This is a genomic window from Sporomusa rhizae, from assembly GCF_041428845.1.
Lineage (GTDB): Bacteria > Bacillota > Negativicutes > Sporomusales > Sporomusaceae > Sporomusa > Sporomusa rhizae.
Map to the genome: position 1 here is coordinate 5,328,520 of NZ_CP156925.1, position 25,790 is coordinate 5,354,309.

At 42.6% G+C, this 25,790-nt stretch carries 28 protein-coding genes and 2 pseudogenes; 8 read left to right on the top strand and 22 right to left on the bottom strand.

The annotated features are described in order from the left end of the window. Positions 1–46: 46 nt before the first annotated feature. On the bottom strand, positions 47–1,165 hold the full coding sequence (locus tag SRRS_RS24880) for a glycosyltransferase (protein ID WP_371364172.1): 1,119 nt from the start codon (positions 1,163–1,165) through the stop codon (positions 47–49). Between the two features lie 346 nt (positions 1,166–1,511). Between SRRS_RS24880 and SRRS_RS24885 the strand changes: the two genes are divergently transcribed. From SRRS_RS24885 to SRRS_RS24905, 5 genes and pseudogenes are all read left to right on the top strand, one after another. Next, complete coding sequence (locus tag SRRS_RS24885) at positions 1,512–3,449, top strand: GSCFA domain-containing protein (protein ID WP_371364174.1); 1,938 nt, start codon at positions 1,512–1,514, stop codon at positions 3,447–3,449. 243 nt (positions 3,450–3,692) lie between these two features. Further along, positions 3,693–4,169 (top strand): hypothetical protein, encoded by a 477-nt coding sequence (locus SRRS_RS24890; RefSeq protein WP_371364175.1) that lies wholly within the window; start codon positions 3,693–3,695, stop codon positions 4,167–4,169. A 124-nt stretch (positions 4,170–4,293) separates the two neighbouring features. Then, a complete protein-coding gene (locus SRRS_RS24895) occupies positions 4,294–4,734 on the top strand; it encodes a hypothetical protein (protein ID WP_371364177.1) in 441 nt (146 codons plus the stop codon). A 229-nt stretch (positions 4,735–4,963) separates the two neighbouring features. After that, positions 4,964–5,458, top strand: coding sequence for a DUF3794 domain-containing protein (locus SRRS_RS24900; protein ID WP_371364179.1), 495 nt, complete (start codon positions 4,964–4,966; stop codon positions 5,456–5,458). Between the two features lie 97 nt (positions 5,459–5,555). Continuing rightward, positions 5,556–5,849 (top strand): annotated as a pseudogene (locus SRRS_RS24905) (DUF3794 domain-containing protein); the annotation flags it as partial. Between the two features lie 126 nt (positions 5,850–5,975). Here SRRS_RS24905 and SRRS_RS24910 read toward each other — a convergent pair. From SRRS_RS24910 to SRRS_RS24945, 8 genes are all read right to left on the bottom strand, one after another. Next, positions 5,976–6,449, bottom strand: coding sequence for a hypothetical protein (locus tag SRRS_RS24910; protein ID WP_371364181.1), 474 nt, complete (start codon positions 6,447–6,449; stop codon positions 5,976–5,978). A gap of 204 nt (positions 6,450–6,653) precedes the next feature. Next, positions 6,654–6,785: a hypothetical protein gene (locus tag SRRS_RS24915; RefSeq protein WP_371364183.1), complete on the bottom strand. Its 132-nt coding sequence runs from the start codon at positions 6,783–6,785 to the stop codon at positions 6,654–6,656. Between the two features lie 9 nt (positions 6,786–6,794). Continuing rightward, positions 6,795–7,331: a hypothetical protein gene (locus SRRS_RS24920; protein WP_371364185.1), complete on the bottom strand. Its 537-nt coding sequence runs from the start codon at positions 7,329–7,331 to the stop codon at positions 6,795–6,797. A gap of 15 nt (positions 7,332–7,346) precedes the next feature. Then, positions 7,347–7,619 carry a hypothetical protein gene (locus tag SRRS_RS24925; RefSeq protein WP_371364187.1) on the bottom strand — a complete coding sequence of 91 codons (273 nt, stop codon included), beginning with the start codon at positions 7,617–7,619 and terminating at the stop codon, positions 7,347–7,349. Between the two features lie 15 nt (positions 7,620–7,634). After that, a complete protein-coding gene (locus SRRS_RS24930; RefSeq protein WP_371364189.1) occupies positions 7,635–8,192 on the bottom strand; it encodes a hypothetical protein in 558 nt (185 codons plus the stop codon). Positions 8,193–8,449: 257 nt separating this feature from the next. Next, on the bottom strand, positions 8,450–9,010 hold the full coding sequence (locus tag SRRS_RS24935) for a DUF3794 domain-containing protein (protein WP_371364191.1): 561 nt from the start codon (positions 9,008–9,010) through the stop codon (positions 8,450–8,452). Between the two features lie 23 nt (positions 9,011–9,033). Further along, on the bottom strand, positions 9,034–9,657 hold the full coding sequence (locus SRRS_RS24940; protein WP_371364193.1) for a DUF3794 domain-containing protein: 624 nt from the start codon (positions 9,655–9,657) through the stop codon (positions 9,034–9,036). A 32-nt stretch (positions 9,658–9,689) separates the two neighbouring features. Then, positions 9,690–10,235, bottom strand: coding sequence for an SPOCS domain-containing protein (locus tag SRRS_RS24945; protein ID WP_371364195.1), 546 nt, complete (start codon positions 10,233–10,235; stop codon positions 9,690–9,692). A 355-nt stretch (positions 10,236–10,590) separates the two neighbouring features. Between SRRS_RS24945 and SRRS_RS24950 the strand changes: the two genes are divergently transcribed. Then, positions 10,591–11,127, top strand: a complete 537-nt coding sequence (locus SRRS_RS24950; RefSeq protein WP_371364197.1) for a DUF3794 domain-containing protein — start codon at positions 10,591–10,593, stop codon at positions 11,125–11,127. A gap of 56 nt (positions 11,128–11,183) precedes the next feature. Here SRRS_RS24950 and SRRS_RS24955 read toward each other — a convergent pair whose 3' ends face one another. The 4 genes from SRRS_RS24955 to SRRS_RS24970 are packed head-to-tail and all read right to left on the bottom strand — an operon-like array spanning position 11,184 to position 17,843. After that, positions 11,184–12,746: a glycosyltransferase gene (locus SRRS_RS24955; protein ID WP_371364199.1), complete on the bottom strand. Its 1,563-nt coding sequence runs from the start codon at positions 12,744–12,746 to the stop codon at positions 11,184–11,186. Beyond that, positions 12,686–14,140, bottom strand: coding sequence for a glycosyltransferase (locus SRRS_RS24960; protein WP_371364201.1), 1,455 nt, complete (start codon positions 14,138–14,140; stop codon positions 12,686–12,688). Before SRRS_RS24960 ends, SRRS_RS24955 begins: the two co-directional genes overlap by 61 nt. After that, entirely contained in the window at positions 14,119–15,867 is a 1,749-nt protein-coding gene (locus SRRS_RS24965) for a glycosyltransferase (RefSeq protein WP_371364203.1), read from the bottom strand. Before SRRS_RS24965 ends, SRRS_RS24960 begins: the two co-directional genes overlap by 22 nt. Further along, positions 15,867–17,843, bottom strand: a complete 1,977-nt coding sequence (locus SRRS_RS24970) for a glycosyltransferase (protein ID WP_371364204.1) — start codon at positions 17,841–17,843, stop codon at positions 15,867–15,869. Before SRRS_RS24970 ends, SRRS_RS24965 begins: the two co-directional genes overlap by 1 nt. 223 nt (positions 17,844–18,066) lie before the next feature. Between SRRS_RS24970 and SRRS_RS24975 the strand changes: the two genes are divergently transcribed. Together SRRS_RS24975 and SRRS_RS24980 are read left to right on the top strand one after the other, a co-directional pair. Further along, on the top strand, positions 18,067–19,281 hold the full coding sequence (locus SRRS_RS24975; RefSeq protein WP_371364206.1) for a DUF6385 domain-containing protein: 1,215 nt from the start codon (positions 18,067–18,069) through the stop codon (positions 19,279–19,281). A gap of 120 nt (positions 19,282–19,401) precedes the next feature. Further along, the gene (locus tag SRRS_RS24980; RefSeq protein WP_371364208.1) at positions 19,402–20,265 is read left to right on the top strand and encodes a DUF6385 domain-containing protein; all 864 of its coding nucleotides are present in this window, start codon (positions 19,402–19,404) and stop codon (positions 20,263–20,265) included. A gap of 809 nt (positions 20,266–21,074) precedes the next feature. Here the strand turns inward: SRRS_RS24980 and SRRS_RS24985 are convergent. The 9 genes and pseudogenes from SRRS_RS24985 to SRRS_RS25025 form a co-directional block, all read right to left on the bottom strand. Beyond that, positions 21,075–21,434 carry a hypothetical protein gene (locus tag SRRS_RS24985; protein WP_371364210.1) on the bottom strand — a complete coding sequence of 120 codons (360 nt, stop codon included), beginning with the start codon at positions 21,432–21,434 and terminating at the stop codon, positions 21,075–21,077. A 5-nt stretch (positions 21,435–21,439) separates the two neighbouring features. Further along, positions 21,440–21,700 (bottom strand): HAD hydrolase-like protein, encoded by a 261-nt coding sequence (locus tag SRRS_RS24990; protein ID WP_371364212.1) that lies wholly within the window; start codon positions 21,698–21,700, stop codon positions 21,440–21,442. Next, entirely contained in the window at positions 21,697–22,194 is a 498-nt protein-coding gene (locus tag SRRS_RS24995; protein WP_371364214.1) for a hypothetical protein, read from the bottom strand. Before SRRS_RS24995 ends, SRRS_RS24990 begins: the two co-directional genes overlap by 4 nt. A 32-nt stretch (positions 22,195–22,226) precedes the next feature. Beyond that, positions 22,227–22,415, bottom strand: a complete 189-nt coding sequence (locus tag SRRS_RS25000) for a hypothetical protein (protein WP_371364215.1) — start codon at positions 22,413–22,415, stop codon at positions 22,227–22,229. Between the two features lie 89 nt (positions 22,416–22,504). After that, positions 22,505–23,068: a CBO0543 family protein gene (locus SRRS_RS25005; protein ID WP_371364217.1), complete on the bottom strand. Its 564-nt coding sequence runs from the start codon at positions 23,066–23,068 to the stop codon at positions 22,505–22,507. A 19-nt stretch (positions 23,069–23,087) separates the two neighbouring features. Next, positions 23,088–23,615 carry a CBO0543 family protein gene (locus SRRS_RS25010; protein ID WP_371364219.1) on the bottom strand — a complete coding sequence of 176 codons (528 nt, stop codon included), beginning with the start codon at positions 23,613–23,615 and terminating at the stop codon, positions 23,088–23,090. A gap of 525 nt (positions 23,616–24,140) precedes the next feature. Further along, positions 24,141–24,358 (bottom strand): annotated as a pseudogene (locus tag SRRS_RS25015) (group II intron reverse transcriptase/maturase); the annotation flags it as partial. A gap of 570 nt (positions 24,359–24,928) precedes the next feature. After that, entirely contained in the window at positions 24,929–25,168 is a 240-nt protein-coding gene (locus tag SRRS_RS25020; RefSeq protein WP_371364221.1) for a DUF1653 domain-containing protein, read from the bottom strand. A 14-nt stretch (positions 25,169–25,182) separates the two neighbouring features. Next, the gene (locus tag SRRS_RS25025; protein ID WP_371364223.1) at positions 25,183–25,761 is read right to left on the bottom strand and encodes an ECF transporter S component; all 579 of its coding nucleotides are present in this window, start codon (positions 25,759–25,761) and stop codon (positions 25,183–25,185) included. Positions 25,762–25,790 lie beyond the last annotated feature (29 nt).

The window sequence follows — 25,790 nt, forward strand, 5'->3', positions numbered from 1 at the left end:
CCTCCTCTTATACAGGCTCATAATACAACTCTAAAATGCCAGTTAATCACTCTTTAGAAGGCTCAATATTCAGTTTACTTTGTAGCAACTTCCGGTTGTGGTGAATCATTGGATTATCGGGAATAAATTTTGCCGCTTTTTCATTGTGTGCGTAAGCTAATTTGTAGTCTCCAAAACGTGAATAACATACGCACAACTGAAGATGAGGCAGCCAGGTTTCACATTGATTATTCACTAACCCCCATGAGGAATTCGCGGTCTTTAGCTGGGTAGCCAGTGTATACCAGAATATGGCCTGTTTTATTTGATTATTATTAAGATGATGGAAACCAAGCCGGCAACAGAAATCGCTTCTGGGAGTACTATACTGAAAAGATTGATATATATATTTAAGCTCATTTTCTGCATCATGGAGTTCATAAAAGCAATCGGCCAAACTAGCGCAGGCGGCAATATTGTCTTCCATCGCCCCTTGTTTTGTTGCTAAAAATTTTTGGTAACATTCTATGGCCCGGTTATAGAGATTATGATCCTTTAACTCTTTGGCGTAATAATATAAATCTCGCGGTGAGAATTCTTCTCCTTTTAACTGCTGTTTTTCATAGATTTTAAGATTGCGATCACTATCATGTTTTACAGGCTTGTGGGCTACAGCAATTTCTGTATCTAACTGGATGCCTTTCGCTGCTAAGAATTCGTGAACTGCTCCCATCCACTGGTAATTTTTTTCTCGCTTAACTAAGCGCTCCCTACGAATTTGATATAATACATTTCCATCTGTGTCAAAACTTAAATAATAAAGCATAGTAAGGACTTCAACTTCCCGACTGAGTGTTGCTTTTAATTCAAGTAACTCTTGACCGTCTTGATCCAAAATAACATCATCAGCATCTAGCCAAAGAATGTAGTCCTGCGTAGCCTTACTAAATGCATAATTGCGTGCGGCAGAAAAATCATCTATCCACTCAAAATCATAAATATTATTAGTAAATTGCCTAACCAGTTCTTTTGTTTTATCTGTTGAACCTGTGTCTACTATGATAATCTCATCTACAATTTGCTCAACCGATCGCAAACAACGCTCAATTGTAGCTTCCTCGTTTTTTACTATCATACATAAACTAATAGTTATAGGTGACTGAGATTGCTTAGCACTATCCGGCATGTTACTACCTCCTAAAGATTATAAGTCAATAATTACTCTATGCCTAAAGGCACTGATATGTGAAAAAAAGCTGATCCCCTTACAATGGATCAGCTTTTCCTATTAATGTTAGATAATCAACTGAGAAAGAATATTAAATTTAGTGAGCCTATAAAAACCAGCAAGGGACAGAATCTGGCTTTTTTTAATGGTCTCTTTTATAGGTTTATTCAAATAAGTTGCTTTAGAACAGATTTGTATATGTCGACATAGTATGCAGTGAGAATTGCATCAAGCACTTTACGAAAAAAATTGTTTGCTTGACATCTAATGGACTTAATCATAATACAAGATAGGAGGAAAACCCATGAAGATTGCTCTATTTGGCAGTTGCCAAGTAGATGGTATTTCTCAGTGCCTCAGGGTTATGGCACCAGAATGCCAAATATTATCCACCAATCTCGGCGTCCACCCCGATATCAGAGATTCCGTAGAAGCTGCCAAAAGCTGTGACGCTATTATTTTGCAGACGCATTTTAGCGATCTGCTTAATGAAGGAAATTTGTTGGATAGTCTTAAAGATAAATACATCCTGAGTTGTCCAACATGGTACTTTCCCGCGTTTCATCCTGATCTTGTCTACATCTCTAGCACGAAAGGTATCGTGAAATCGCCGATGAGCGACTATCAGTCCTCCATCATATTTTATGCCTGGATGAAGGGATTAACTGTCGACCAAACGGAGGAGCTGTTTTGCGAACCGGTATTTGAGCATCTTAAGTTCTTTGATTTTTGGGAAACGTCCAAACAAGCGCTGTTGAGCGATATCCGCCACTCAGACCTTGATCTAAGTGGCTCATTCGACTGTTGGGCTGCACGTGGCTGCTTCGCCTACTCGGTGAATCATCCTAAGCTATTTGTACTTAGTAGTATTGCGGAAGCTATTCTTAAGAAGCTCGGCATCATCCCCACACCCATGCCTCATCGGCCGGAGGAATTCCTCCCTGACAGGCTGAGCTCCTTGGTTTGGCCGGTTTATCCACCCATTGCCCAACGCCTTGGCCTCGAAGGAGATTATGTTTTTAGGGTTTCGAATGATCTATGCCTTACGCTGCGGGAATACATCGAAGGCTCCTTCAAATGCTTTACTCCCTTTCCCCATGAGGAGCTGCGCTGTAGTCGGGTCCTTGAACAGAGTCAACTATACCATAATCTCGCGGAAATCGCCTCTCGCGCAAAACGTAAAAGCGCTAATCCCTACTCTAGTCTTCCCGACTTTTGTTTCTGGCGCAAAAGTGTAGCCAAAGTGCCCTGGAACGAAGTAGATCCGGTGGTACGGACCAAGTTCCAGCTCACCGAAACTGACCGGATCGCGACGGCGGGCAGTTGTTTTGCCCAGCATATCGCGAGCACTCTGGTCAAGAACGGCTATAACTACTATGTAACCGAGACTGCTCCCGAGGACCTATCAAGCGAGCAGGCGTCAGCAAGCAGTTATGGCCTGTTCAGCGCCCGTTACGGCAATATCTACACCGCCCGTCAATTAGTGCAACTTCTGGGCCGTGCCTATGGCCGATTCAAGCCGTGCGATATCTCCTGGATCAGGCACGATGGGCGGTTCATTGATCCGTTCCGGCCGCAGATGGAAAGCGACGGCTTCCCTAACACCGAGGCCGTCATCACCGCGCGCGAAGAGCACTTTGCCGCCGTGCGACACATGTTCGAGACAATGGATGTTTTCGTCTTCACTCTTGGCCTGACCGAATCCTGGCAGGCAAAATCCGATGGCTCAGTGTTTCCGGTAGCCCCCTGCGTTGTGGCGACTGGCCTGAATGAGGCCGACTACGAATTTGTCAATTTCAGCGTGACTGAAATCCGCAAAGACATGCGCGACTTCATAGCCAAGCTGCAAGCGGTAAACCCCCGGGTGCGGATTATCATCACGGTCTCACCCGTGCCACTGATCGCAACTTATGAGCAAAGACACGTTCTTGTATCTACCACCTACAGCAAATCCATCCTTCGGGTCGCTGCCGGGGAAATCGCGGACGAGTTCGACCAGGTGGATTACTTTCCTTCTTACGAAATCATTACTGGAAACTTTAATCGTGGCCGGTATTTTGAAGCCGACCTACGCGCAGTGAAGCCGGCAGGAGTGGAGCATGTGATGCGACTTTTCAGACAGCACTACTATCATTTTCTAACGGCTCCTACTGCAGTTCTCCCCATCGATGAGATACTGCAAGACGAGATTGACCGCAGTGCGAAGGTGCTCTGCGACGAGGAGCTGCTTGATCAACAATAACCTCGAATTAACGAATACCAGGACAACCGTCTGCCTCCGGGGCAGGCAGCCTATATAGTTTCTCTAATATTATTTTTTTTGTGGGGACAATTAACCACAGCAATGTTAATGCATATATTACAGTGTGCAACAAGGTATGCGAAAATAAAAAAAATCTATTTTTCATAAGCACTTAACAATAGCGTTGCATAGTATATAGTAGGCAAACGCCAAAAAAATTATTTAACAAGGAGAGATTCAATTATGCCATTTGGTGGGAAGAAAAAAGGAAAAGGATTTAATCTCGACTGCGTATTAGGAAACGTGAATGTTACTGTCGTAACCTGCTGTGGCTTTATATTCCAAGGAGTCATCGTTGAAGAAGACGACGAGCATACCCGTGCGCAATATGGCTGCCCAGTTGTTTTCCCAGCTATGACTATGGACTGCGGCCATGAGAAACATGAGAAAGAAGAATGCAAAGAGCACGAAGAGAAAAAACATCATTGCCCCAAACCGATTGATATTGATGTCAAATGCGAAGATGAACCCAAATTCATCTGCCTGCGCCTAGAGTGCCCTCCTGCTTTTGTGTGCTGTCCAGAAACAACAACAGGTGATGCCAGAATCGTAGGTTTAACAGCAGCAGGACCATTATTTGTAGAGGATGACACTATATTAATTAACTTAGAGGATGTTGCCGTCATAGGCCCAAGCCGTAACTGCCTTGTTACCGGTTAATGTCTTGCTTTGTTGAAAAAAACGAAACCCCGGTCTTCCGGGGTTTCGTGCTTACTAACAGTTAAATATAGTGACCACTGTACTTCGCTTATATGAATTTTAGAAGAAAGGAGTAACGTAAGTTATGACCTTGAGAGATGAAGATAGAGTAAATTTGGGTTGCATACTGGGAGATATAAGAGCTACTGTTGTCACTCAATGCGGTATTGTCTATCAAGGGACAATTGAAGACTGGGATTGTGGCCGACTGACAAATACCCGCCCGGATAGTTCCACATCTGATGCAGATGATAGCCTAAAAGAGACCTCAGCACAACGCATGGAAGAGTGTTGTGGCCCTCGCTTTATTCGCTTGACGCTAGAATGTATTCCCGGAAACATCTGCTGCCCGACTTTTTCTGCCGACCTCCTAGTTAGTCCCTCAAGAATTACACCGATAATCGGCTTCACCGGAGCCGCCGAGACACTTTACGCAGTGAATTCCTCCATATTAATTAATTGGGATGATATTTCCTCAATAGGACTAACCAGCGGTACCGCTTGTCTCACAGATAATATACCATAAAGCCACCATGCCGGGGCGCACAGACGCACCGGCATTTTTCAGTTGACTTCGCCATTTTGGCACTCCGGCCCATTAACTCCCTAAGAAACTTATAAGTAACGCCAAGCGGGCTCAACCAAACATAATAATTTTAATTAATATCTGTTTATTGTAACATAAGTCCTCATAAAATCATAAAATGGATTAAACGGAAATATGAAGATATTTTGTAATGCAAGGAGGAAACCTCATGAATAGTAAGTTTGTTGATGTTTCGGGTATTACTCCCACATCACAATTTCCAAAGTGTCCTCCCCGTCATCCCTGCACCGAATTCTGTGAAACTGATAAATTATGTATACCACACCCGAATCCTAACATTCGAGATGTTTTAGAAGTGTGCGTAAACGTAATTCTTTTATCATCCAGGCTAATTTGTACCCCTGTAGGAAAAAAGGTAGTTGTCGAAGGAAAAAAGCAGATTAAAGTTACTTTTGCTGCCGATGATCCCTGCCAGTCTGTCCATTGTGCTCATTTTGAAATCCCGTTTTGCACCTTAATACTGTTAGGATCTTTTAAAGATGAAGTGGTACAGGTATGTTCCGCAATAGAAGACATTTCAGTTCGCTGCTTAGATTGCAGATGCCTGACAGTAACAACAGTCATTTTTATCTGCCCGGAATTTGAAAAACCTCATAATTATAGCTCTTACCCACGCGATGACAATGACAATTATCGACGTTAGGCACACACAGTACTCGGCAGGTAGCCTCTCTACCAAACACTAGCCATTATCAAAAAATGCACCTGCTATACCACATAAGATAGGAGGAGATTTGAATATGGGATGTACTCAAATTTCCGTAAATGGTATTCTCACTATCCCTAAACATAAACCTGATATCTATTCAATACTGCGCGTCTGGGCAACACCAAGAATTGCTAAAACGATTACTACACGGAAAAAAATTTTCTTTACTGGACATGTCGATATCTGTGTAGAGTATGTGGCCTGCGCATCTGACTGTATGCAGCCTATACACTTTTGGCGCACTGAGATACCTTTTAACGGTTTGTTGATCCACCCGTTTGCCCGTGATCGCTTATGTGCTTTTCTGAAAACTAGAATTACTTTTTGTGAGACTACACTTAGAAATTCAAGGATCATTAACACCGTAATCCTTTTAAAACTATGCAAAGTTAAGTTTTCACATAAATTTAAGCACTTGCATCCACATTGTTCCGAACCATGCCACAATTGTTCACCAAAACATACGGATAAACACTGTGTCCTTGAGCAAGAATGCAAGCCGTCTCATGACTGTGATTGCATGCCGCCACCCCACGATCATGACTGCAAGTCTTCTCACGATTGTGATTGCAAGCCGTTTCACGATCATCACTGCAAGCCGTCTCACGACCATAACTGCAAGCCCTCTCACGACCATGACTGCAAGTCTTCTCATGATCATAACTGCAAGCCGTCTCACGACCATGACTGCAAGCCGTCTCACAATCATGACTGCAAGCCCTCTCATGACAATGACTGCAAGCCTTCTCATGACTGTGATTGCAAGCCTTCTCATGACCATGACTGCAAGTCTTCTCATAACCATGACTGCAAACCCTCTCATGATCATGACTGCAAGCCTTCTCATGACAATGACTGCAAGCCCTCTCATGATCATGACTGCAAGCCTTCTCACGACTGTGATTGCAAGCCTTCTCACGATCATGACTGCAAGCCTTCAAATGACCATGACTGCAAGCCCTCTCATGATCATGACTGCAAGCCTTCTCACGACTGTGATTGCAAGCCTTCTCACGATCATGACTGCAAGCCTTCAAATGACCATGACTGCAAGCCTTCTCACGATCATGACTGCAAGCCTTCAAATGACCATGACTGCAAGCCTTCTCACGATCATGACTGCAAGCCTTCAAATGACCATGACTGCAAGCCTTCTCATGACCATGATTGCAAACCCTCTCATGACAATGATTGCAAGCCTTCTCATAACAATGATTGCAAGCCTTCTCATAACAATGATTGCAAGCCCTCTCATGACCATGATTGCAAGTCATCTCACGACCATGATTGCAAGTCTTCTCATGATCATGACTGCAAGCCCTCTCACGACCATGATTACAAGCCTTCTCACGATCATGACTGCAAGCCTTCTCACGATCATGACTGCAAGCCTTCTCACGATCATGATTGCAAGCCTTCTCATGATCATGACTGCAAGCCTTCTCATGATCATGACTGCAAGCCTTCTCATGATCATGACTGCAAGCCTTCTCATAACCATGACTGCAAGCCTTCTCATAACCATGACTGCAAGCCTTCTCATAACAATGATTGCAAGCCCTCTCCTGACCATGACTGCAAGTCTTCTCACGACAATGACTGCAAGCCTTCTCATGACAATGACTGCAAGCCCTCTCATGACAATGACTGCAAGCCCTCTCATGATCATGATTGCAAGTCTTCTCACGATCATGACTGCAAGCCTTCTCACGATCATGATTGCAAGCCTTCTCACGATCATGACTGCAAGCCTTCTCATGACCATGATTGCAAGCCTTCTCATAACAATGATTGCAAGCCCTCTCATGACAATGATTGCAAGTCATCTCACGACCATGATTGCAAGTCTTCTCATGATCATGACTGCAAGCCCTCTCACGACCATGATTGCAAGCCTTCTCACGATCATGACTGCAAGCCTTCTCACGATCATGATTGCAAGCCTTCTCATGACCATGACTGCAAGCCTTCTCATGACCATGACTGCAAGCCTTCTCATGACCATGACTGCAAGCCTTCTCATGACCATGACTGCAAGCCTTCTCATGACCATGACTGCAAGCCTTCTCATAACAATGATTGCAAGCCCTCTCATGACAATGATTGCAAGTCATCTCATAACAATGATTGCAAGCCCTCTCATGACTGTGATTGCAAGTCTTCTCACGATCATGACTGCAAGCCTTCTCACGATCATGATTGCAAGCCCTCTCACGACCATGACTGCAAGCCTTCTCACGATCATGATTGCAAGCCTTCTCACGATCATGACTGCAAGCCTTCTCATAAATGCGAGTGCATATCGCCTTCTCACAAGCATGACTGTAAGCCGCCCCACAGCCACAATTACCCTCCTTCTCACGACCATGACTGCATGCCGCCTCACAAATGCGAGTGCATATCGCCTTCTCACAAGCAGGACTGTAAGCCGCCCCACAGCTACAATTACCCTCCTTCTCACGACCATGACTGCAAGCCTTCTCACAAGTACGATTGCATGCCGCATTCTCACAAGCAGGACTGTAAGCCGCCCCACAGCTACAATTACCCTCCTTCTCACGACCATGACTGCACGCCACCTCACAAGTGCGATTGCATGCCGCATTCTCACAAGCATGACTATAAGCCGCCTCACAGCTATGATTATATGCCTTCCCCTCACAATCATGACTACAAACCTCATCCCGACAGTAATTCTTCTCCATTTTCTTACAATTATCAGTCATATCACAGCGGTTATTGCAAACCTCAGGCTAGAGACCCTGTTTTCACTGATGATTACCATGTACCAACCGATATTCAGCCGTGCACAATGGGAAATAGTCATGGTATATCATTCGGATACAGTTACGAAGGATAAACTTCAAAAAAGAGGCCGCCTGAAAGCAACTAGCTTCAGTCGACCTCTTTTTCCTATTTAGAGTTCTATTCAATATAAACGCGGCCATCGGTACAAAGTGGTTTCGCCTGCAAAAATATTGTTACATTTTTAAATATTTCTCGAGGATTAAAGGGGATTGCAAAAACATCTTCAATACAGGATTCTACACAAAATTCTTTCATCTCGGCCTTCGGTGGCATAACGATAAATGCGGAGAACGGAGCTTCAAAATGCACTGTAAAAACTGGCTGATCCGGTCTGGCTGCAGTATAGACGACTTTTTGCTTTAGCACTCCTTCAATAACCAGTTTTTTTCCTGTCAGCCTAGTGCCTTCCAAGTTCTCTCGATCGGGGCAGGGACCAATTGGAGTATTTACCATTCTTGTTGAAATACTCTTCACTTCAATAAATACTTTATCAATTGTTCCAATATCGGGTTTATCGCACGGCAATCTAAATAATTCCGGAACAGATATCTGCGTCCAGGCTCCCGCCTCAAGGCAATCATCCTTATCCTGGCGTTCTACACATATAATCACTTCGTCCGGATCACACAAACCAATTATCTCAACAGCGCTTTGCCCAAAGCATTGACATACTTTCATCGGTGAAACCCTCCCTGTCTATGTTAGCGTACGAAAGGCAGTGCCCTAATAACCAATGTAACATTTTTTATTATTGTTCTCGAAGTAATGTCTGTGACAAAAACATCTTCGATACAAACGTCAACTTTGAATTTTTTTGCAGACGAATCCTGCGGTTCAAGGACAATAAAAGCGGAGAACGGCGTATCAAAATGTACGGCATGCACACTTTGCGTCTCAATAGTAGCGTACACAATTTTTTGGCGAAGAACTCCTTCTACCAGCAGCTTTTTCCCGGTTATTGCTGTGCCTTCCTGATTAAAAATGGGCGGGGACAGCCTAGGGTTGTTTGTTTTAAAAGGTGTGTTTATCACCCGCTCACAGATAATCTCTACAACCAAAGAAATGCTTATTATTTGTTCAATATCAGGTTTATATGATGGAATGCATAACACTTCCGGTACCACTAGTTCCGTCCATCGCCGGATACGACCATCATCCAAAAAATCTTCGAGTTTTTCCCGGGGGCATATTCCGTTAATAGTAAGAAGTTGAGTTCGATCTTTACTGTCAGACCGCATTGGGTTTTCAAACGTCCCCATAACTCTACAATCCACATAATCTATGGCAGCATTCTCTTTTGCAGGGTCTTTATCGCAATACCTCATATTTATTCCTCCTTTTTGCACATATGCCTTAACTACTCGTCACACATGTTAACTGTAACCGGTACAGCCTGCAGTAGTAATAATACATTATCAAATATCTCTCTTGGGGTGATTTTTTTAACAAACACGTCCTCTAAGCAAGTATTAACCTGAAAAATAATATTGAGCGAATCGACCTCTTGCTCTTTCTCCTTAAACCATACCCGCACTCTTTTGGGAATGACGATAAAAGCAGAAAAAGGAATTATAAAACGCGCTGTGTGCACAGGTTGTTCACAGCGATCAGCGATAAAGGTTATTGTCTGGCAAAGTTCTCCTTCAACAATTAGTTTTCGCCCCGTAAGTAATTTGCCTTCAAAATTTGGACACGAGTCTGTACTAGGTGTTACAATTACCTTTTTTCTAATGATCTTTACTGCTACGTTTACTCCTGTGATTTGCTCGATCTCTGGTTTTATCTCAGGAATATTTAAACTATCCTGAATCGAGATTTGAGTCCAGAAATTATCTACGCCTTTAGTAAAATTAATTCCTTTAAGATCACAGAGACCAGCAACGGTAACCAAGCTGTCATCCATGTATATTCCTCCTCGAAATTGAATGATTTCGCTATCAAGATTCTTCGGATGTACTTTTATCATCTGTTTCATTATATGTTACATACCCCGCGATAGTTCCAAAACACAGTTACATAAAAGGTGGTGAGGTCGGATAATCTCGCATCTAACAAGAATTTAAAAAACCTCATTTTGTAATTAATCTTTTTTCTTATGCAAACACTGTACTTTCATCTCAAAGGAACACTTTTCATTTTAGATCATACACTATTAGTAAATATAACTAATAAGCTCTTAAAGCATTGTATATTACAATTTCTATAAAATTGTTATGTACCGATATATTAGCGTACATCATAAGTAGGAGGATCATGTTATGTCGCGTAAAAAGTACAGAAGAGTCCCTGAGTTTACCGTCAATAATACCTTATCCATCCCTGATGACAAACCTGATATTGAATTTTTGCTGCGAGTTACATCAACACCGGTAATTGAGCAATGTATCGTTTCAACTAGACAAATACGTATTACTGGCTATATCAATATTTTTACAGAATATGTAGCAGCAGTTCGCACCGAGACACAGCCGGTAACTTTTGCGCTATTTAAACTGCCTTTTGACCAAACGATTGCTTATTCCCATGCACGTACAGATATGAATGCTTGTTTGAAATGTAATATTGCTACCCAGTTCCCGCAGCTTTCTAACGCAAGAGAGATAGAATTAAGACTAAATGTAAAGATTTCGAGTGTGAAACTCGCGCGAGCCAATCATTATCTGCCACCTCATGAATGTAAACCATTTCTTGCTAATTTCCTTGCGACGGGAAACCCGCCAGGAGCTGTATCCGCATACCATACAGAACACTGTTCCGTGCAGCCTAACAACCCGCTTAATATTTCAACATCTTAATAGCGTACAATAAGAAACCACACTGCAAATGTTCGACGCAGTGTGGTTTTCTGTAATTACTCATCATCCCGCCACTCTATTAAATTTGGTTTAGGATCAAGAATGGAAAGATATTGTTCATGTATTCCATATTTCGCTATAGGGTCAAGCTCTTTGTAGCGTAAGTATTTTGCGACCCTGTCTTCCGGCCGGGCCCAGCCAAAATGCTGCACCCGCAAATTGCTTTTCTTACCGGGAAGATTATGTATATTTGCCGGAAATCTGCCACAGTGCAACGCCTGTTCCTGCCACTCATACGAATAATCTTGTTGGTATCTGACTAAAAACGGCCGGTATACCCGGTGAGCCATCCAATAGCCGTCTTCCCGATAGCTGCGTTCATTCCACATATCATATAACCGGAAATAAACCACATCCATGCTGTCATCAGTAATTAACTCCCTGATTTCTTTAACAGCTTTGGTCTCAAATATTTCATCGGCATCCAAAATCATGATCCAATCCGGCCGAGTGCTTGCAGCCATATCCCACAAGGCTTTGCGCAACTCTACTTCATTATTGAATCTGCTTATGCTATTTTCCACAATACAATGAGGTATATTTATTAATTGTTGGCGGCAGATGGCGACAGTATTGTCGGTGCTGCCATCGTCTAAAATTACCACTTCATCTGCATACCTGGTAATATGATCCAGAACTTTTTCTAAGTAACGGCCGCTTTCGTTCCTTACCAGCATTCCAACCGTTAATTTAGGCGGCTTTACGCTTTTTCTTATTCTATTTTTATACGTAGCCAGCGTTACCAGCTCCGACTCCCTGTATATATGAAACGGCGGATACCGGGTATCCGCATAAAGCTCTAACCCCAAGGCGGCTGCGCGCACGCAGAAATGCCGGTCTTCACCAATTAAGCCAAGATTATATATCTCTTTAAAATTAACTCCTTTCTCAAGTGCTCGACGGCTTATCATTGTACAGGCTCCCAGCCCGCCAACTTTATAAACCCCTGGTGTCTTAAGCATATTTATGAATTCCTGACTTCTTTCCTCTTGTTCCGCTTCGCTATACTGTACTCCTCGCTTGGCGCTAAACAGCCTATATTGATCACCTACCCATACTTGAGGCAAAGGCGCGAGCTCCGGTGTCCATTTTGTCCAGAACACCTCCGATACGACGTCCTTTTTCAGTTCGATTAGATGCCGAACTGTCTCCGGCTGTAAATATAAATCCGAGTCAGCTAAAAATAAATATTCGGCATCCGCTTTCAGAGCATACTCAATCATCCGGTCTTTATACGCAGCTACTTTCCAGATAAGGTTTTCCTGCCAACAATGGGTTTCTTCTGTACAGCGATATTCTGACTGGATATCTCCCTTTACAATCAGAGCATTGGCATGTTTAGCGGCGAAATCGTGTAACAGGCTGCTTGGTGTCTCATTATCGTCAACAAATATATAGTCTACCGCTAACCCTTGGTAATCCAAATTATCCAACGATTGCAAAAACTGTTCCAATATGGCCTCTTTCTGCTTTACAGGACTACCAATGACTACCTTCATCACAAACAACACTCCCAAATAGTTACCGGCACAATATGCTCCGGCCACAATGTTAACCATACTCCCAGACTTCTATTTACCGCATTTACCAGATAGCTGTGTACAAATTGAGATCCTTTATCGGTAACTAAGGCACCATTACATATCTCCATTTGCTGACATAAAATATTCAAGTAATCTTTAATAACGGCTGGCATTTTATTTACTCGGACAACAATGGATTGATATAAACTTCTCCATTGACTAAAACTCTTTTCCGAATCCCTATCTATTGCGGCAAGACAAATGATAGCAGCCGCATAATAATCCTCTTGGTAAATAGCCTCGTGAACCAGGCGTTTGTAATCATGACCAACGGCCTCTGCTAAAATCCGGACGGCTTCCGGTTCGCCCTGTCTTACAATATCAATTATCCTCACAATACAATACAACGAAGGATATGCCTGTATTGATCGGGTGAAACTCTTAACTGCTTCATGCCAAATTCCTTGCCGAAAGAAAGTCTCGCCAACAATGGCGTAAGCTAGCTGCGGCGGCACTAAAACGGTGTTAATTCCCCCTTTACCAAACATCTCCCCGGCAAGAATAAAATTACCTAGCAACACTTGACGCAAGCCTGACAAAAATAAAATATCACTATCTAACGGCATCATTTTTAGCGCTTTGGCAAATAGTTCGTGACCTTCTCCATAACTTCTGTTCTTGAGACTTGCCATAAGTGCGAGCAGTAAAACTTCTCTGAAGTACCCTTCTCCCCCGGTCATACTTTTAAGAGCCTTCATGGCTGCTGCATACGCTTCACCATACTGCCCCTGCTGGATAAGTTCAGTCCCCAGGCTGTATAGCATAAATGTATCATTTTGCCGCTTGGCTAACTGGTTTTTAATTATCTGGCTATTGCGGACCGTCTTTTGCTTGCGTTCAATTTCTTCCGGTACATAACCGCTGTGCTTGAGAACAATCTTTGAAAAGCCAATTGATTGCTGGCCTTGTCGTTCTTTTATACTGCCTGCTATCTGTTCATGGATAGCTCCGGTGAATGTATACCCTCGGCCATTTCGAAACAATCTTACGACATGGTCTTCCGCCACACACCCATCAACACCCAGGGGGCTTTTTATAGTTATATAAAAGCCTTCAAAATTTGTATTCTTCAATTCTGATAGAAATTCCATTCCTTCTGCTAACTGCTCATCAGCATCTACTACCAATATCCAGTCACCTGTTGCAAACTGCAGACTATAATTACGCGCTTTTGCAAAATCGCTCTCCCAGTGAAAATGCTCAATTTGTGCACCAGATTGTCTGGCGACTTGCACCGTGTTATCTGTTGAGCCGGTATCTACAACGACGATTTGGTCTGCCCATTTCTTTATACTTTCAAGACACTCCCCTAAACAGTGCTCCTCATTCTTTACAATCAGACAAACCGTCAGGGCCCGCGCTTTTTCCATGAATATAAACCTCGCATATTTTGATACCTTATATCAAGAAGCATCTCCACGCCTTTTATCTCACGCTGCCAAAAGGCAAACAGTGTTCGGCTGCCTTCCTCAAACTGACTTATAAGCTCTTCACAACATTTTGCGACATGAATAAATACGCCCGAATCTTCACTATACGACCGCAAACAGTCAGCCATTATGTTCAGCAAATGCTCTACAAAACCAGGTTCATATTTTGTTATATGAGTCTGTTGCCTGCCTTCTAGTCTTTTAATAAGTGCCATCAAAGACAGGGCCTCTGCCCGCATAGTCTGGTGTCGCCACATCTCCAGACACTTTACTTGCGCGGTGCTTATATCGCGCATAAATATATAGGCAAGTATCTCCGTTTTTAGTATCTCTGCATTATTTTGTTGGCTTCCGGTTTTAAGCTTCTGCAGCACATCAAGGGCCTGCTTGAAATTGCCACTATAAAGAGAGTACTTAGCCAGTTCACAGGAAAGCATCGTTAATCCTTCTGCTTGCATGCATACTTTTACTGCCAAGTCAGGCCGCCCGCTGGCAAAGAGCAACTGGCCCAACGCCTGCCGAGACTCATAGCTTTCAATATAACCCTGCTTAGAGAAATAACTTATTATTTTCTCGCAGCTTTCCCTGGTAGCCAATACCATATATAGACCATATAAAGGATAAATAAAATTCTTATTATGCTGCAGCGCCGCTTGGTAATATTGAGAAGCCTCTTCAGATTTTCCAATTGTTTGACAGCAATGACCCAAGTGATAGTAGGCTAAAAAGTCCTCCGTCCCGTTGCTATGCTGGTATAAAATACACGGTGTGCCTAAATCAATAGCGATTTTAAACCATCTTCTTGCTATTTCGTATTCCCCCATCTGTTCCAGAACTACCCCGCCATCAAAAAACAAATCGGTATATTCCGGATATACCTCTGTTTCCCTCATACACAAAGTCAACGCTTCCTCAAATTTCCCCATGTGCCGTAAGCAGGCAATCAGATTCCTGATAACGCTTGACCTAAAGAAGATGTGAGTGCTGTCAAGTTTGTTATAAGCAGACCAAAAACACTCATACGCTTGCTGATATTTTCCTAGTTCTAGCCATTCACAGCCCAGATAGTATTTTAGAAATTCTTGGTTTTCCGGCTGCCTTTTTAATTGTTCTGTGATCATACTTATATTTCGCCTGCGTTTATTCTGCCTTCGGCCAGGTTCTATATAACCATGGATAATAACCGGATAATTACTAAACCTGACAAGTTCTTGATCTGTGATGCTTATTTGTTCGTGGATTTTGCCAAAAAAGCGGTACTGCGGCAAATTGCGGAACAAGCGCAGCACACCGATTTCATTAAAATCACTGCCGCTTGGGCTGATACAATTTTTTAAGGGTATAAAAAATGCCTCACTGGCGGTGTCTGTGATTAGCACTCGCAGGTCCCCCGCCCCAGTCTCTAAATGCTCATCGGCATCAAGGGACAAAATCCACTTACAACTGCACTTGTCGATAGCAAAATTACGCGCAGCACTAAAATCCTCCTGCCAAGGATAGCTATAGATTTTGTCCGTGTAAGTTCTGGCTATATCCACAGTTTTATCAACCGATCCTGTATCCACGATAACAATCTCATCAACGATATTTTTAACACTGTCTAAGCAAGCTCTCAGCTTATCTTCTTCATCTTTTACAATCATAACAACACCGATTAGGCCACCCATTATCTTGCTGCCTCCTGCTCCAGCATCACTTTAAACAGTTCCACATCAGGATGTTTTTCAACAGCAGTTTTCAACGTCTCCAGGCAAAGTTTGTCATATACCTTCAATAAGTTGATATATGCCTTGGGCCTGCCGGGATCTTCGGCAACAGCCGCCCGGTAATATTCTGCTGCCTCCCAGTATTCTTGCTTTTGACATTTTATATCTCCCATGTAGACAAGCGCGTCAAAACAGTCGTGATTACTAGCCAAATATATGTTTCCATAACGCTCCGCCTCATTTAGTTTGTTATGTCTTAGAAACATTTGCATCAGTCTACACGCGTGCATCTTAATCCATTCGTGGTGCATCCGGGCTAAAATCTCTTCGACCTTTCCCACCGAGCCATGATCAGTGGCCCTCAACAATATGTCAAAGAGTAATTCCGAGGAGTTTGGCTGCAGGCTAACCGGCTCCATATGCTCACTGGATCGGATTCTTAATAACTTAACGATTGTCGCAAAATCTTCATCCAACCCTAATTTCACCAAGCTATCAGTAACGCTGCGTACTTTGAAGCTATTATCCTGAAGCCAAAAAACAACGGCTTTATTATACATTGCTCTCACAGAATGCTCACTATCATTTACATACTCATCAAGCAGTTTTAACGCTTCAATCACGCGATCCTGCTGTGCAAGACAAATGGCCCTGCATATATCTGCGTCGGCTGCTTTTAATCCACCGGTTGCTGCTGCCGCAAAATATTCCTCCGCCAGTTTAAAAGACCGCTCCGAGAATAATATCCGTCCCAATATATAGTTAGCCTCCGGTGTACAGCATTCACATATATTAGCAAGAGCAATTTTTACATCATCACTTTCCTCACCCTTTACTAAAATTCGCACCATCTGTTCTAATATCATGGTAAAAGCAGAATTATCCCGAAACCCCGCCAAATAATAGCTCAGGGCTTCTTCCTCATTACCAAATTCTTCACAAATTTTTCCCATATAAAAATAACTTTTACAACCTCTCACACCTGGATATGAGCCATATACATAAGCTTGTTCCCCTTGGTTGGCAGCCTTACTGAAATATTCAAAGCTAGTACCATAAGCCCGAAGTTCATAGAGACATAATCCACCGTAATAATACAAATCGGCATAGTCCGGAAATATAGATAACCCATATTCAACACGCTCAACCGCTTCTTCATATTTTCCGGCCTGATAATAAGCCATAGCCAGTAAACGCACTAGTTTAGGGAAATACATACTTTCAGGCCCCCCTGGCACAAGACCTGCCAGGGATTTTTTCAGCATTTCTATCGATTCGCCATAGCGCTCTGCCCGATAGAGTTCTAATCCATATTGATAAAGTACATACTTGTCATCAGGTGAAGCTTGGATTTGTTGCGCGAGCAATTCCAGATTACGCTTTATCTTATCTTTTTCCTGGACCTTACTGTGCAAGTATCCATAATGGAAAATAGCAACATTATGAGCAATACAAATACTTGCGTTGTTGTTTTTTCCCAGGATAGAGTTTAGCACTTGTTCGTGAATAATACCACGAAACCGGTATTCACTTCGGTTCCGAAACAAGCGGAACAAGATATCTTTGCATTGCTCCGGGTGCTCTTCACTACCATAAATATTAATGAAGGGTATATAATACCCTTCCACATTATCGTAAGCTATCGCCGTACGCAGTGCACCATGGCAATTTGGGTCGAGATATTCATCAGCATCAAGGAAAAGCACCCAATCACAATTTGCCGCTTCCAGGGATGCGTTACGGGCGTCAGCAAAGCTGCCGGTCCAAATAAAGTCAATAATTTTAGCTCCAAAGCCGGCAGCAACTCTTTTGGTTTCATCTTTAGAACCTGTGTCCACAACAATTATTTCATCTACTACACCTTGGACACTGGCCAGGCATTGGGCAATACTGTTCTCTTCATCACGAACAATCATACATAGGCTAATTGTCGGCATTTTCCCACCCCCACTATCAATTTATAATATGTGAGGGCAACATGCGTGGTGCTTAATCGCAATAGGCCGATTCATAAAACATATGAACTTTATGTATAGAAAGCAGAACCTTTATTTTTCATAATTCATAGATTATATTAACGAGCCAATTGTCATTTTTATGGTTACCAGCTTTTTATGGCTCTTTTACAAAAAGTTTAATTACAGGGGGAAAAATAAGACAATGCCTAACTTTAAGATCTTTCAAGATCAACCCCAAAAGGCGAAAGTACAAATCTATGGTAGTGATCTTAGTTCGGCGCTAAAAACCAACGCTTCCGGCAGTTTAGATGTAACTGCTTCTGCTGCCTTGCCTATCAGTTCTACCGGTACTACTCCTATTTCTGCCGCTACTGCCCTGCCAATCTGTACTACTTCCGATGTTCCGATAACCACTACTACTGCTCTGCCTATTAGTGCTACCGGCACTACTCCTATTTCCGCCGCTACCGCCCTGCCTATCTGTACTACTTCCGATGTTCCGATAACCACTGCTACTGCTCTGCCTATCAGCGCTACCGGCACCACTCCTATTTCCGCCGCTACCGCCTTGCCTATCAGCGCTACCGGTACCACTCCTATCTCCACTGCTACTGCCCTGCCTATCTGTACTACTTCCGATGTTCCGATAACCACTGCTACCGCTCTGCCTATCAGTGCTACCGGTACCACTCCTATCTCCACTGCTACTGCCCTGCCTATCTGTACTACTTCCGATGTTCCGATAACCACTGCTATCGCTCTGCCTATCAGTGCTACCGGCACCACTCCTATTTCCACCACTACCGCCCTGCCTATCTGCACTACTTCCGACGTTCCGATAACCACTGCTACTGCTCTGCCTATCAGCGCTACCGGCACCACTCCTATATCCACCGCCACTGCTTTGCCTATCTGCACTACTTCCGATGTCCCGATAACTACTACTACTGCTCTGCCTATCAGCGCTACCGGCACCACTCCTATTTCCACCGCTACCGCCCTGCCTATCTGTACTACTTCCGATGTTCCGATAACAACTGCTACTGCTCTGCCTGTTTGCCCGACTGCTACAATTCCTGTTACGGTTGCACTTTCTACAACAGATGTCTCCTTCACTGCCGGCTCCATTGACGAAGGTGGTCCTGGCGCCCAAAGAGAAATTCTGAGTCTTGGCCAATGGACCTATGGCGTAGTTAATACCGCAAGCAATGTAGCAGCAACTTACCTCCAACTGAGCCCGGATGCTATTAATTGGATAACTGAAACCCCGACGGTAACACTAGCCGCCAACGGCGGTACGGCAGCGCTTGTTTCTTCTGTCTTCCTGAAATACGCTCGTGTATATTATTACTCTGCAACCGGCAGCGGAAGTCCTGTAACCCTAAATATCTTCTTCCAAGGCAATACGGTTGAATAAAGCTGAGATCCTACCGGTATTCTTAGTCTGTAAAGCACATTTCCCTCATCGAACCGATGAGGGAAATGTATTATATCCATATTATGAGTAACTTTTTCTGTGAAGTGTAGGTGAAGCTGAATGCTAAAAAGGTACATTAGACCGCCTCTTATTGACGCGTATATTACCCGCCACCAAACAGCAGCCAAAACCATGAAGTGTAGTTGTTTATTAGTAGGCGGACATTCAAACGCCTGCCATGAATCAATCGCATTATGGGATTTGTCTTCTCTTTCTACTGATCTGGATATTATATCAGCTACCGCTAATTTCTTTATTATTTATAACAGTCCAGGATGTTCCAAAGTAATCGAAGCCTATCCCATCCTATCACGTTGGAAACCAGTATCTACATCCTTGCGGCATCCTCCCTTAACCAGCCCTACTCCAATTGCTACAGCGGCTATCTCTAATACGACCGAACATCTATCCTTTGGAATTACGGCATTAATAAAGGAATGGCAAAGCTGCAAAAATCCCAATTTGGGGCTCTTGTTTAAAATGCGTGACCCGTTCTCCCCTGATAATTTTGTTTCATTACTTAGTGGAGATTATTGTGATTCCAATTACTGGCCATTTATAGAAATAAACTATAAGCCCCCGGGCGAAGTACCTTGTGTTTACAAACCAGATACAATTAATGTAACCAAACTTGTTCACACAACCAACAATTGGTCATACACCACACCGTTTGATGTACTTCGCTACAATTATGCGTATACCATTAGCAATACCGGTAACAATCCCGCTATAGTTTTTCTGAGTGTCAGCGCCGATGGTCATCATTGGCTGCAGCAATCGGCCGAACATATCATTTTACCCTCAACAAGCGAAGCCCTAGCACCGGATACTATCACTCATTACGCCCGAGTGGCTTTTTGCTCGCAAAACCCGCAGCAAGATACAACTCTAAGTATTTGTATTCAAGGTCGAACAACAATATAAGCTATAACAAACTAGATCGCCTCACCTGTTTGAAAGGTAGAGGCGATTTCTCCTAATCATTATTCCTATGCGGTTTCCGTAAATAATCTGGTATATTAAACGCACAGCAGGTGCTATAGTTGCTAAAAAACTTTTCATCCATTTAAAGCGCATACTCAAAATCCACAAGCATCGGTTAAGCCTGCTCTCTTTAAGACCGGCATTGTACTCGTATTCGTCGCGTTTTTCCAATTGTGCCGCAAAAGTAAATTCAGATAATGCCTCCTGGTTTTTGCCCTGCTTCCATAATATAATTCTCAGTGTATTATGGGCCAACGCCCAGCCGGGGCGCAAACGAACCGCCGCTCATGCATCACTCTCACGCTGCCAAAGATAGAACGCAACCCGCTTGGGGAGATTTCACATGCTCAAACACTTGCCTCGCCATTGCAAAGTCAAACTGCTTATCCGCAAAAGAAGCTTTTCGGCAAAACAGGTAACATAGTCCATTCCAGGTTTTATATCTAACCCCGATCTGTGTGTATTCATTTCAAGATAAGGTTCTGTTACAACCGTTGCCTTGGAAAAAGGATTTGATCCACCACCGATATCCGATATCTGATCATTGTCTTTCAGGCAAAACATACCTGCCAGAATATCATCTGCTAGACTGGATAAACAACGCCAAAAGAGTTTATTAACGGAACAGGCCGTTGATAACTGCCCATTTCGATATAAAGCAACCGATTAAAATCGATATTCATCCTGCCTCCCCCAATCCGGTTACTCTAAGGAATTATAAAGCATTTTTTATGCATGAAATAATGCGCTTAGTTCAACACCCCCCCCCGTACCTGAACCGCCTGAACCAATTTATTACTGCGGATAATTCCATTCATGGCCGGGCATAAGAACATATTATTATTATAACTATACAACTTATCAAAGCGTAAGCTATCTGCCACAGCCTCTAAAAACAAAGGCGCATCTCTAAAAAAATAGACTCCGGCAGATGCCGCCTCTGTTATTACTTTTTTCTCGGCCGTTTGCCTTACCCACTGACCAGACAACTCCAAGTAGCTATATTGCGGATTTCTGGAAATAAAATAGGGAATAATTCCGCCAATACACGGATCTTCCCTGAATATTTCTACAGGGTTAAAGTCACCCTGGAAGATGATGTCTGACAAATCCACTACAATTGAACATGAATCAACTCCATCGTATACTGCTGTTTTATTAAATTGATAAATGAGTGCAGTTTTCGTGGCAATTTTCTTTCTATACTGAGCATCTCCAGTTTCTTCTTAGTAGGCAAACCGTCAAATGTCACTAAATGGTCATATCTGTTTATTTCAAAGCCGAAAAGCTGAAGTGCTCTGTTTAACGCAATATAGTGCCATTCTCTGGCATCAATCAACACTCCATCCATATCAAATAAGACGGCTTTAATCACAATCTCGCCCCTTTTCCGTTAGCAAAAAATTCCCTGGCGTATTCGGGCAGATCAGTACAAAGTATTAACTTGTCCGTTTTTATATTTTTGCCGGCCTCTTTGTAGTGGTTCCATTCGTTAAGATAATCCCGCCCATGGAGCTCTGGTGAGACAATACATACTGTTTTGCCGTTATCTAAATGGTTTAACAAAGTATTTGTGTTAATCCAGTGATGATGAAACTCATCTAGCCAAACGCCAAATGCGTTCATATATAGCACTGAATGATAATCTATTGTTTCAAATTCACTTTGCCGCACACAATAGCGAAATTTGTTGTTTAAGTAACCGATCGTATCCGGTATAGACATATCAAACACGAAGTAGTTCGTAACGTTATATTCTCTCAAATATCTTGCTAACTCGGTTTGCAAACCATCCGCCTTTATATTTAAAGCCAGCGGCAACCCTGGGGCAAAAGTATTATACAGCAGTATGAACTCAGCAAAATCCAACTCGCTACCGCGTGGAATATCGTGCGAAATAATTATTTTTCCTCCATAGTCTCTAATATCAGTCTCTGTACCAAATCCAAATTAAAAAGATCTGATAATCGCTTCGCGGGAATTTTTTTCCGATACCTTAGTCCAACAACTGGCTCGATATATACGGTTGGCCCTTGTAAAACAATGCCGACTTCATCAGTATTTACCCCTAAGCTACTACCAATGACCATAGAAGGAGCCCCCCCAGGAAGATGAGGTAAAAATGTACTACTCAAAATAACTTTTTTCCGCTATTCCTGTGCTGCTACTATAGGGAATGTCATTTTTGGTGTTGTATATTGAAAACAATGGTGACAAACCATTTTGTAAAAATAGCCATAAGAAGGTAAAGCGGAACTGAATAAGAATGATACCAATTAATCATCACATATAGGTTCATTTTTACTAACAATGGCTCAAAAATCAAACCAAAAATAATAGCCTGTGCAAATGAAACCCAAAAGAACGATTTCCAGTCTCTGAAGTATTGATAAATCAACATATAAGATACAGGTAGAAAAGCATAATCTGCTGGAATTATTCTTGGGAAAAGCGGAACAATTTTGTAAGGGTACTCCCACAAAACAAGCATACAGCCTATTTCATCTATAGCAGAAGATATGAAACTTACAACTAAACCTACAATGACGATTGAAATAAACCGCTCTTTATCTACTAACTTCCACCATACTATCCATGGAATAATAAAAGATAATACTAAAATATACCATGGAAGACTAAATACATATGTTTTCCAGCATGTCCAATGTTGAGCCATAAGCAAGTATTCCGAATAGGTTGTTTGAAAGAACTCTGGTTTGATGGGAATATTCATAAATCCCATTATATATTTCTCCTTAACATCATTTCATTTCTGCTGAACTAAAATTAAATACAATTAATATGATAAATCCAACGATAAATGTAATTATCCACGCCCAAACGGGTTTTGAATAATGAATGCGTAAAATAGAAAAAATAGCAAAATTAAACATAATTGAAACCTGCCAAGACCAACTGTGTTGATAGGTAATTCCTCCAATTATCTTATCTATAAATTCTATAGTGCCGAAAATTGAAACCCACAGCCCAATAAATGCATACTGGTAAAATTTATTGGATGGAAGCTTAGACAGAAAAACAAATACGGTACATGGTAAGGCAATATAGGAATTAAGGATTTCCAGAACGGTATGTGTTTTTACTAAAGCATCTGGATTAAAATTCCACAAAACGTGATGATATGTTAAAAAGCTGGCCGTTAAATTTACAACCATTATAAATAATACTGTGGGATAATATTTGCCAGCGCTTTTCCAATCACCTAAAGCTACAGCGGAAATTATAAATGAAGATAATAATACGAGCCTAAATATTAGTAAAGTCAGCATTTAACGCCTCCACAGCCTAAATATACTAAGTTAGGATTTGGCAGAAACCAAATCCCTACGGCAACGCAGTCCGTTGCTACCTTAGCATCCCAGTCCGTCGGATAACATCTATTATGTTAAAGCTGAAAAATTGGCGTTTAGATTGCCTTGATTTGTTGCAATCTGAATGACAATTTTCTTAGCGTCAAGGACAACGAGCGTCCCCTCTCGTTTACACTTAACATAATGGGCTGTTATCGGATGGTCAGCTTCCATTCAATCAGGCGAGCCATCGCTTAACGACACCTTTAATGTAAATAGAATTTGCCGAATGAAAGAGCATTATCCAAGCAATTCCCCAAGGCGTAGTTCCCATCATCACCCGCTTGGCTGCACGTTCTGTTCTGACATAGATATTGCGGTGAGTAGCCTGGGGAGTTTCACCACAAAGCTCTCTCAGAACCGGACTTGAACCTCTCAGCTCATCCGGCTCCCATCATACAACTACAGGATAAATCCCCATTTGCCGCTGTCGAGTGATAGCTATGCTTCAATGGCTGATTTGCCTGGCCGATATCCATAGAAATTCGGATGAAAATACGGCTCCACTTTCGACTCGAAATAAATCTTGACGACCATCTGTGCTCCCCTATCGGCTACAGTTGGAATGCCCAGCACACGTTTACCCCCGCTTTTCTTTGGAATTTCTACTGCTTTTACAGGCGGGGAAAATAACTGCCGGATGACATTCTGTTCCATATCTTGGTAGAAGATGTTCTTCAAGTTTGCTTCAAATTCTCCACGCTCCCTTGTTATTCTCTGCTTTCAGCATATCTTGGCAAAGGCAGCCCTTTTTACTGGTTTTCTGCTCTCTTAGCATGACTTCACCTTCCTTTGCGCAAGAACTCGATTATTGTTCAGTCCTTCCCAAAATTTTTTTTCGGTACTATGACCTCGCCTGACTTCTCACGGTAAATCTTGTTTCAACCATGCTTCGAAAGAATTATCTTCACGTCTGTGAGACCTCCCCGGGTAAGAACGCAATCTTTCTCTCCATCTATCTGTCACATTTACAGCGTAAACTTTCGGAATAGTTTCGGGCTTTGGTCTGTTATACAACCTTACCCAATTTACACTGCCTTATATGTGATTTCTGTTCGTAGACCAGAGATTTGCCGCTGACTTCCTTCAGATTCCACCTCACGGTGGACACCCTTGTCTTAGGCTATGCGCTCGGCACTATCTACCCGCGCTCGGGACTTTCACCCACTAGGTTGCGCCCATGCCGGGCGCACATAACAATAAAACCGCCAAAAATTGGCGGTCTTAGTACTTTAGCAATTAAGTTTAACTTCTAGAGCAAATCTCGGAACTTCTCTGCCTTCAAACCGGACAGTTTCACTAAACATAACTGAAGGCCGAATCCATAATTGATATTCTCCATATAGCGCCCGGTAAATAACCATCGATTCCATTGTTTCACTATGAGTTGCCTGTCCCATAACGTGGTATTGCTTCCCCTTATAGTGGCGATAAATTCCCGGCTGTATTCGATCTAATCCAGCTTCAGTCATAGTACACTCCTTTACTAGTGCAAAATCGGCGAAATCTTTTTGTAGACCACTAGGGTAATTACGGAAACTACAATACCCTTAAACAAGTTAAATGGCACAATCGCAAAAACGACAAACGTTTTTAAATCAACAACATGCGGATTAGCCGCCCGCCCCATATTTATTAAAGCCTCAGGCGGAAAATTCAGTGCCGCTTGGTATAAAGGCAAAAGTACCCAGTAATTTAACACAGCAGCTGTCAAAGTCATACATACCGTTCCAGACAATAAAGCCAACACAGCCCCTGTCTTATTCTTTTTACACTTGTAAATCCATGCAGCCGGAATAACAAAAAGGGAACCAACCAAAAAATTAGCCATTTCACCAACTCCGGCAGTCTGAGTACTACTCAGATGAATTAAATTCTTGACAAGTACAATTAGACAGCCGGCCATCGGCCCCAGCGCAAAAGCGCCGATAACCGCAGGAATTTCACTAAAATCCAGTTTTAAAAATACCGGCATAAAAACTATTGGTAATTCCATTACCATCAAAATCGCTGCAGCACCTGCCAAAACAGCAATTCGCGTTATATAGGTCATTTTAGTCTGCAATCACTTGTGCCCCCTAAGTTCTTTCTAAA

What these genes read in the sequence shown, in the direction of transcription:
- SRRS_RS24880 (WP_371364172.1), bottom strand. Translation starts at nt 1,165, where the DNA reads ATGCCGGATAGTGCTAAGCAATCTCAGTCACCTATAACTATTAGTTTA.
- SRRS_RS24885 (WP_371364174.1), top strand. Translation starts at nt 1,512, where the DNA reads ATGAAGATTGCTCTATTTGGCAGTTGCCAAGTAGATGGTATTTCTCAG.
- SRRS_RS24890 (WP_371364175.1), top strand. Translation starts at nt 3,693, where the DNA reads ATGCCATTTGGTGGGAAGAAAAAAGGAAAAGGATTTAATCTCGACTGC.
- SRRS_RS24895 (WP_371364177.1), top strand. Translation starts at nt 4,294, where the DNA reads ATGACCTTGAGAGATGAAGATAGAGTAAATTTGGGTTGCATACTGGGA.
- SRRS_RS24900 (WP_371364179.1), top strand. Translation starts at nt 4,964, where the DNA reads ATGAATAGTAAGTTTGTTGATGTTTCGGGTATTACTCCCACATCACAA.
- SRRS_RS24910 (WP_371364181.1), bottom strand. Translation starts at nt 6,449, where the DNA reads ATGATCGTGAGAAGGCTTGCAATCACAGTCGTGAGAAGGCTTGCAGTC.
- SRRS_RS24915 (WP_371364183.1), bottom strand. Translation starts at nt 6,785, where the DNA reads ATGGTCATGAGAGGGCTTGCAATCATTGTTATGAGAAGGCTTGCAATC.
- SRRS_RS24920 (WP_371364185.1), bottom strand. Translation starts at nt 7,331, where the DNA reads ATGAGAGGGCTTGCAATCATTGTTATGAGAAGGCTTGCAATCATGGTC.
- SRRS_RS24925 (WP_371364187.1), bottom strand. Translation starts at nt 7,619, where the DNA reads ATGAGAGGGCTTGCAATCATTGTTATGAGAAGGCTTGCAGTCATGGTC.
- SRRS_RS24930 (WP_371364189.1), bottom strand. Translation starts at nt 8,192, where the DNA reads ATGATTGTGAGGGGAAGGCATATAATCATAGCTGTGAGGCGGCTTATA.
- SRRS_RS24935 (WP_371364191.1), bottom strand. Translation starts at nt 9,010, where the DNA reads ATGAAAGTATGTCAATGCTTTGGGCAAAGCGCTGTTGAGATAATTGGT.
- SRRS_RS24940 (WP_371364193.1), bottom strand. Translation starts at nt 9,657, where the DNA reads ATGAGGTATTGCGATAAAGACCCTGCAAAAGAGAATGCTGCCATAGAT.
- SRRS_RS24945 (WP_371364195.1), bottom strand. Translation starts at nt 10,235, where the DNA reads ATGGATGACAGCTTGGTTACCGTTGCTGGTCTCTGTGATCTTAAAGGA.
- SRRS_RS24950 (WP_371364197.1), top strand. Translation starts at nt 10,591, where the DNA reads ATGTCGCGTAAAAAGTACAGAAGAGTCCCTGAGTTTACCGTCAATAAT.
- SRRS_RS24955 (WP_371364199.1), bottom strand. Translation starts at nt 12,746, where the DNA reads ATGGTTAACATTGTGGCCGGAGCATATTGTGCCGGTAACTATTTGGGA.
- SRRS_RS24960 (WP_371364201.1), bottom strand. Translation starts at nt 14,140, where the DNA reads ATGGAAAAAGCGCGGGCCCTGACGGTTTGTCTGATTGTAAAGAATGAG.
- SRRS_RS24965 (WP_371364203.1), bottom strand. Translation starts at nt 15,867, where the DNA reads ATGGGTGGCCTAATCGGTGTTGTTATGATTGTAAAAGATGAAGAAGAT.
- SRRS_RS24970 (WP_371364204.1), bottom strand. Translation starts at nt 17,843, where the DNA reads ATGCCGACAATTAGCCTATGTATGATTGTTCGTGATGAAGAGAACAGT.
- SRRS_RS24975 (WP_371364206.1), top strand. Translation starts at nt 18,067, where the DNA reads ATGCCTAACTTTAAGATCTTTCAAGATCAACCCCAAAAGGCGAAAGTA.
- SRRS_RS24980 (WP_371364208.1), top strand. Translation starts at nt 19,402, where the DNA reads ATGCTAAAAAGGTACATTAGACCGCCTCTTATTGACGCGTATATTACC.
- SRRS_RS25000 (WP_371364215.1), bottom strand. Translation starts at nt 22,415, where the DNA reads ATGGTCATTGGTAGTAGCTTAGGGGTAAATACTGATGAAGTCGGCATT.
- SRRS_RS25005 (WP_371364217.1), bottom strand. Translation starts at nt 23,068, where the DNA reads ATGGGATTTATGAATATTCCCATCAAACCAGAGTTCTTTCAAACAACC.
- SRRS_RS25010 (WP_371364219.1), bottom strand. Translation starts at nt 23,615, where the DNA reads ATGCTGACTTTACTAATATTTAGGCTCGTATTATTATCTTCATTTATA.
- SRRS_RS25020 (WP_371364221.1), bottom strand. Translation starts at nt 25,168, where the DNA reads ATGACTGAAGCTGGATTAGATCGAATACAGCCGGGAATTTATCGCCAC.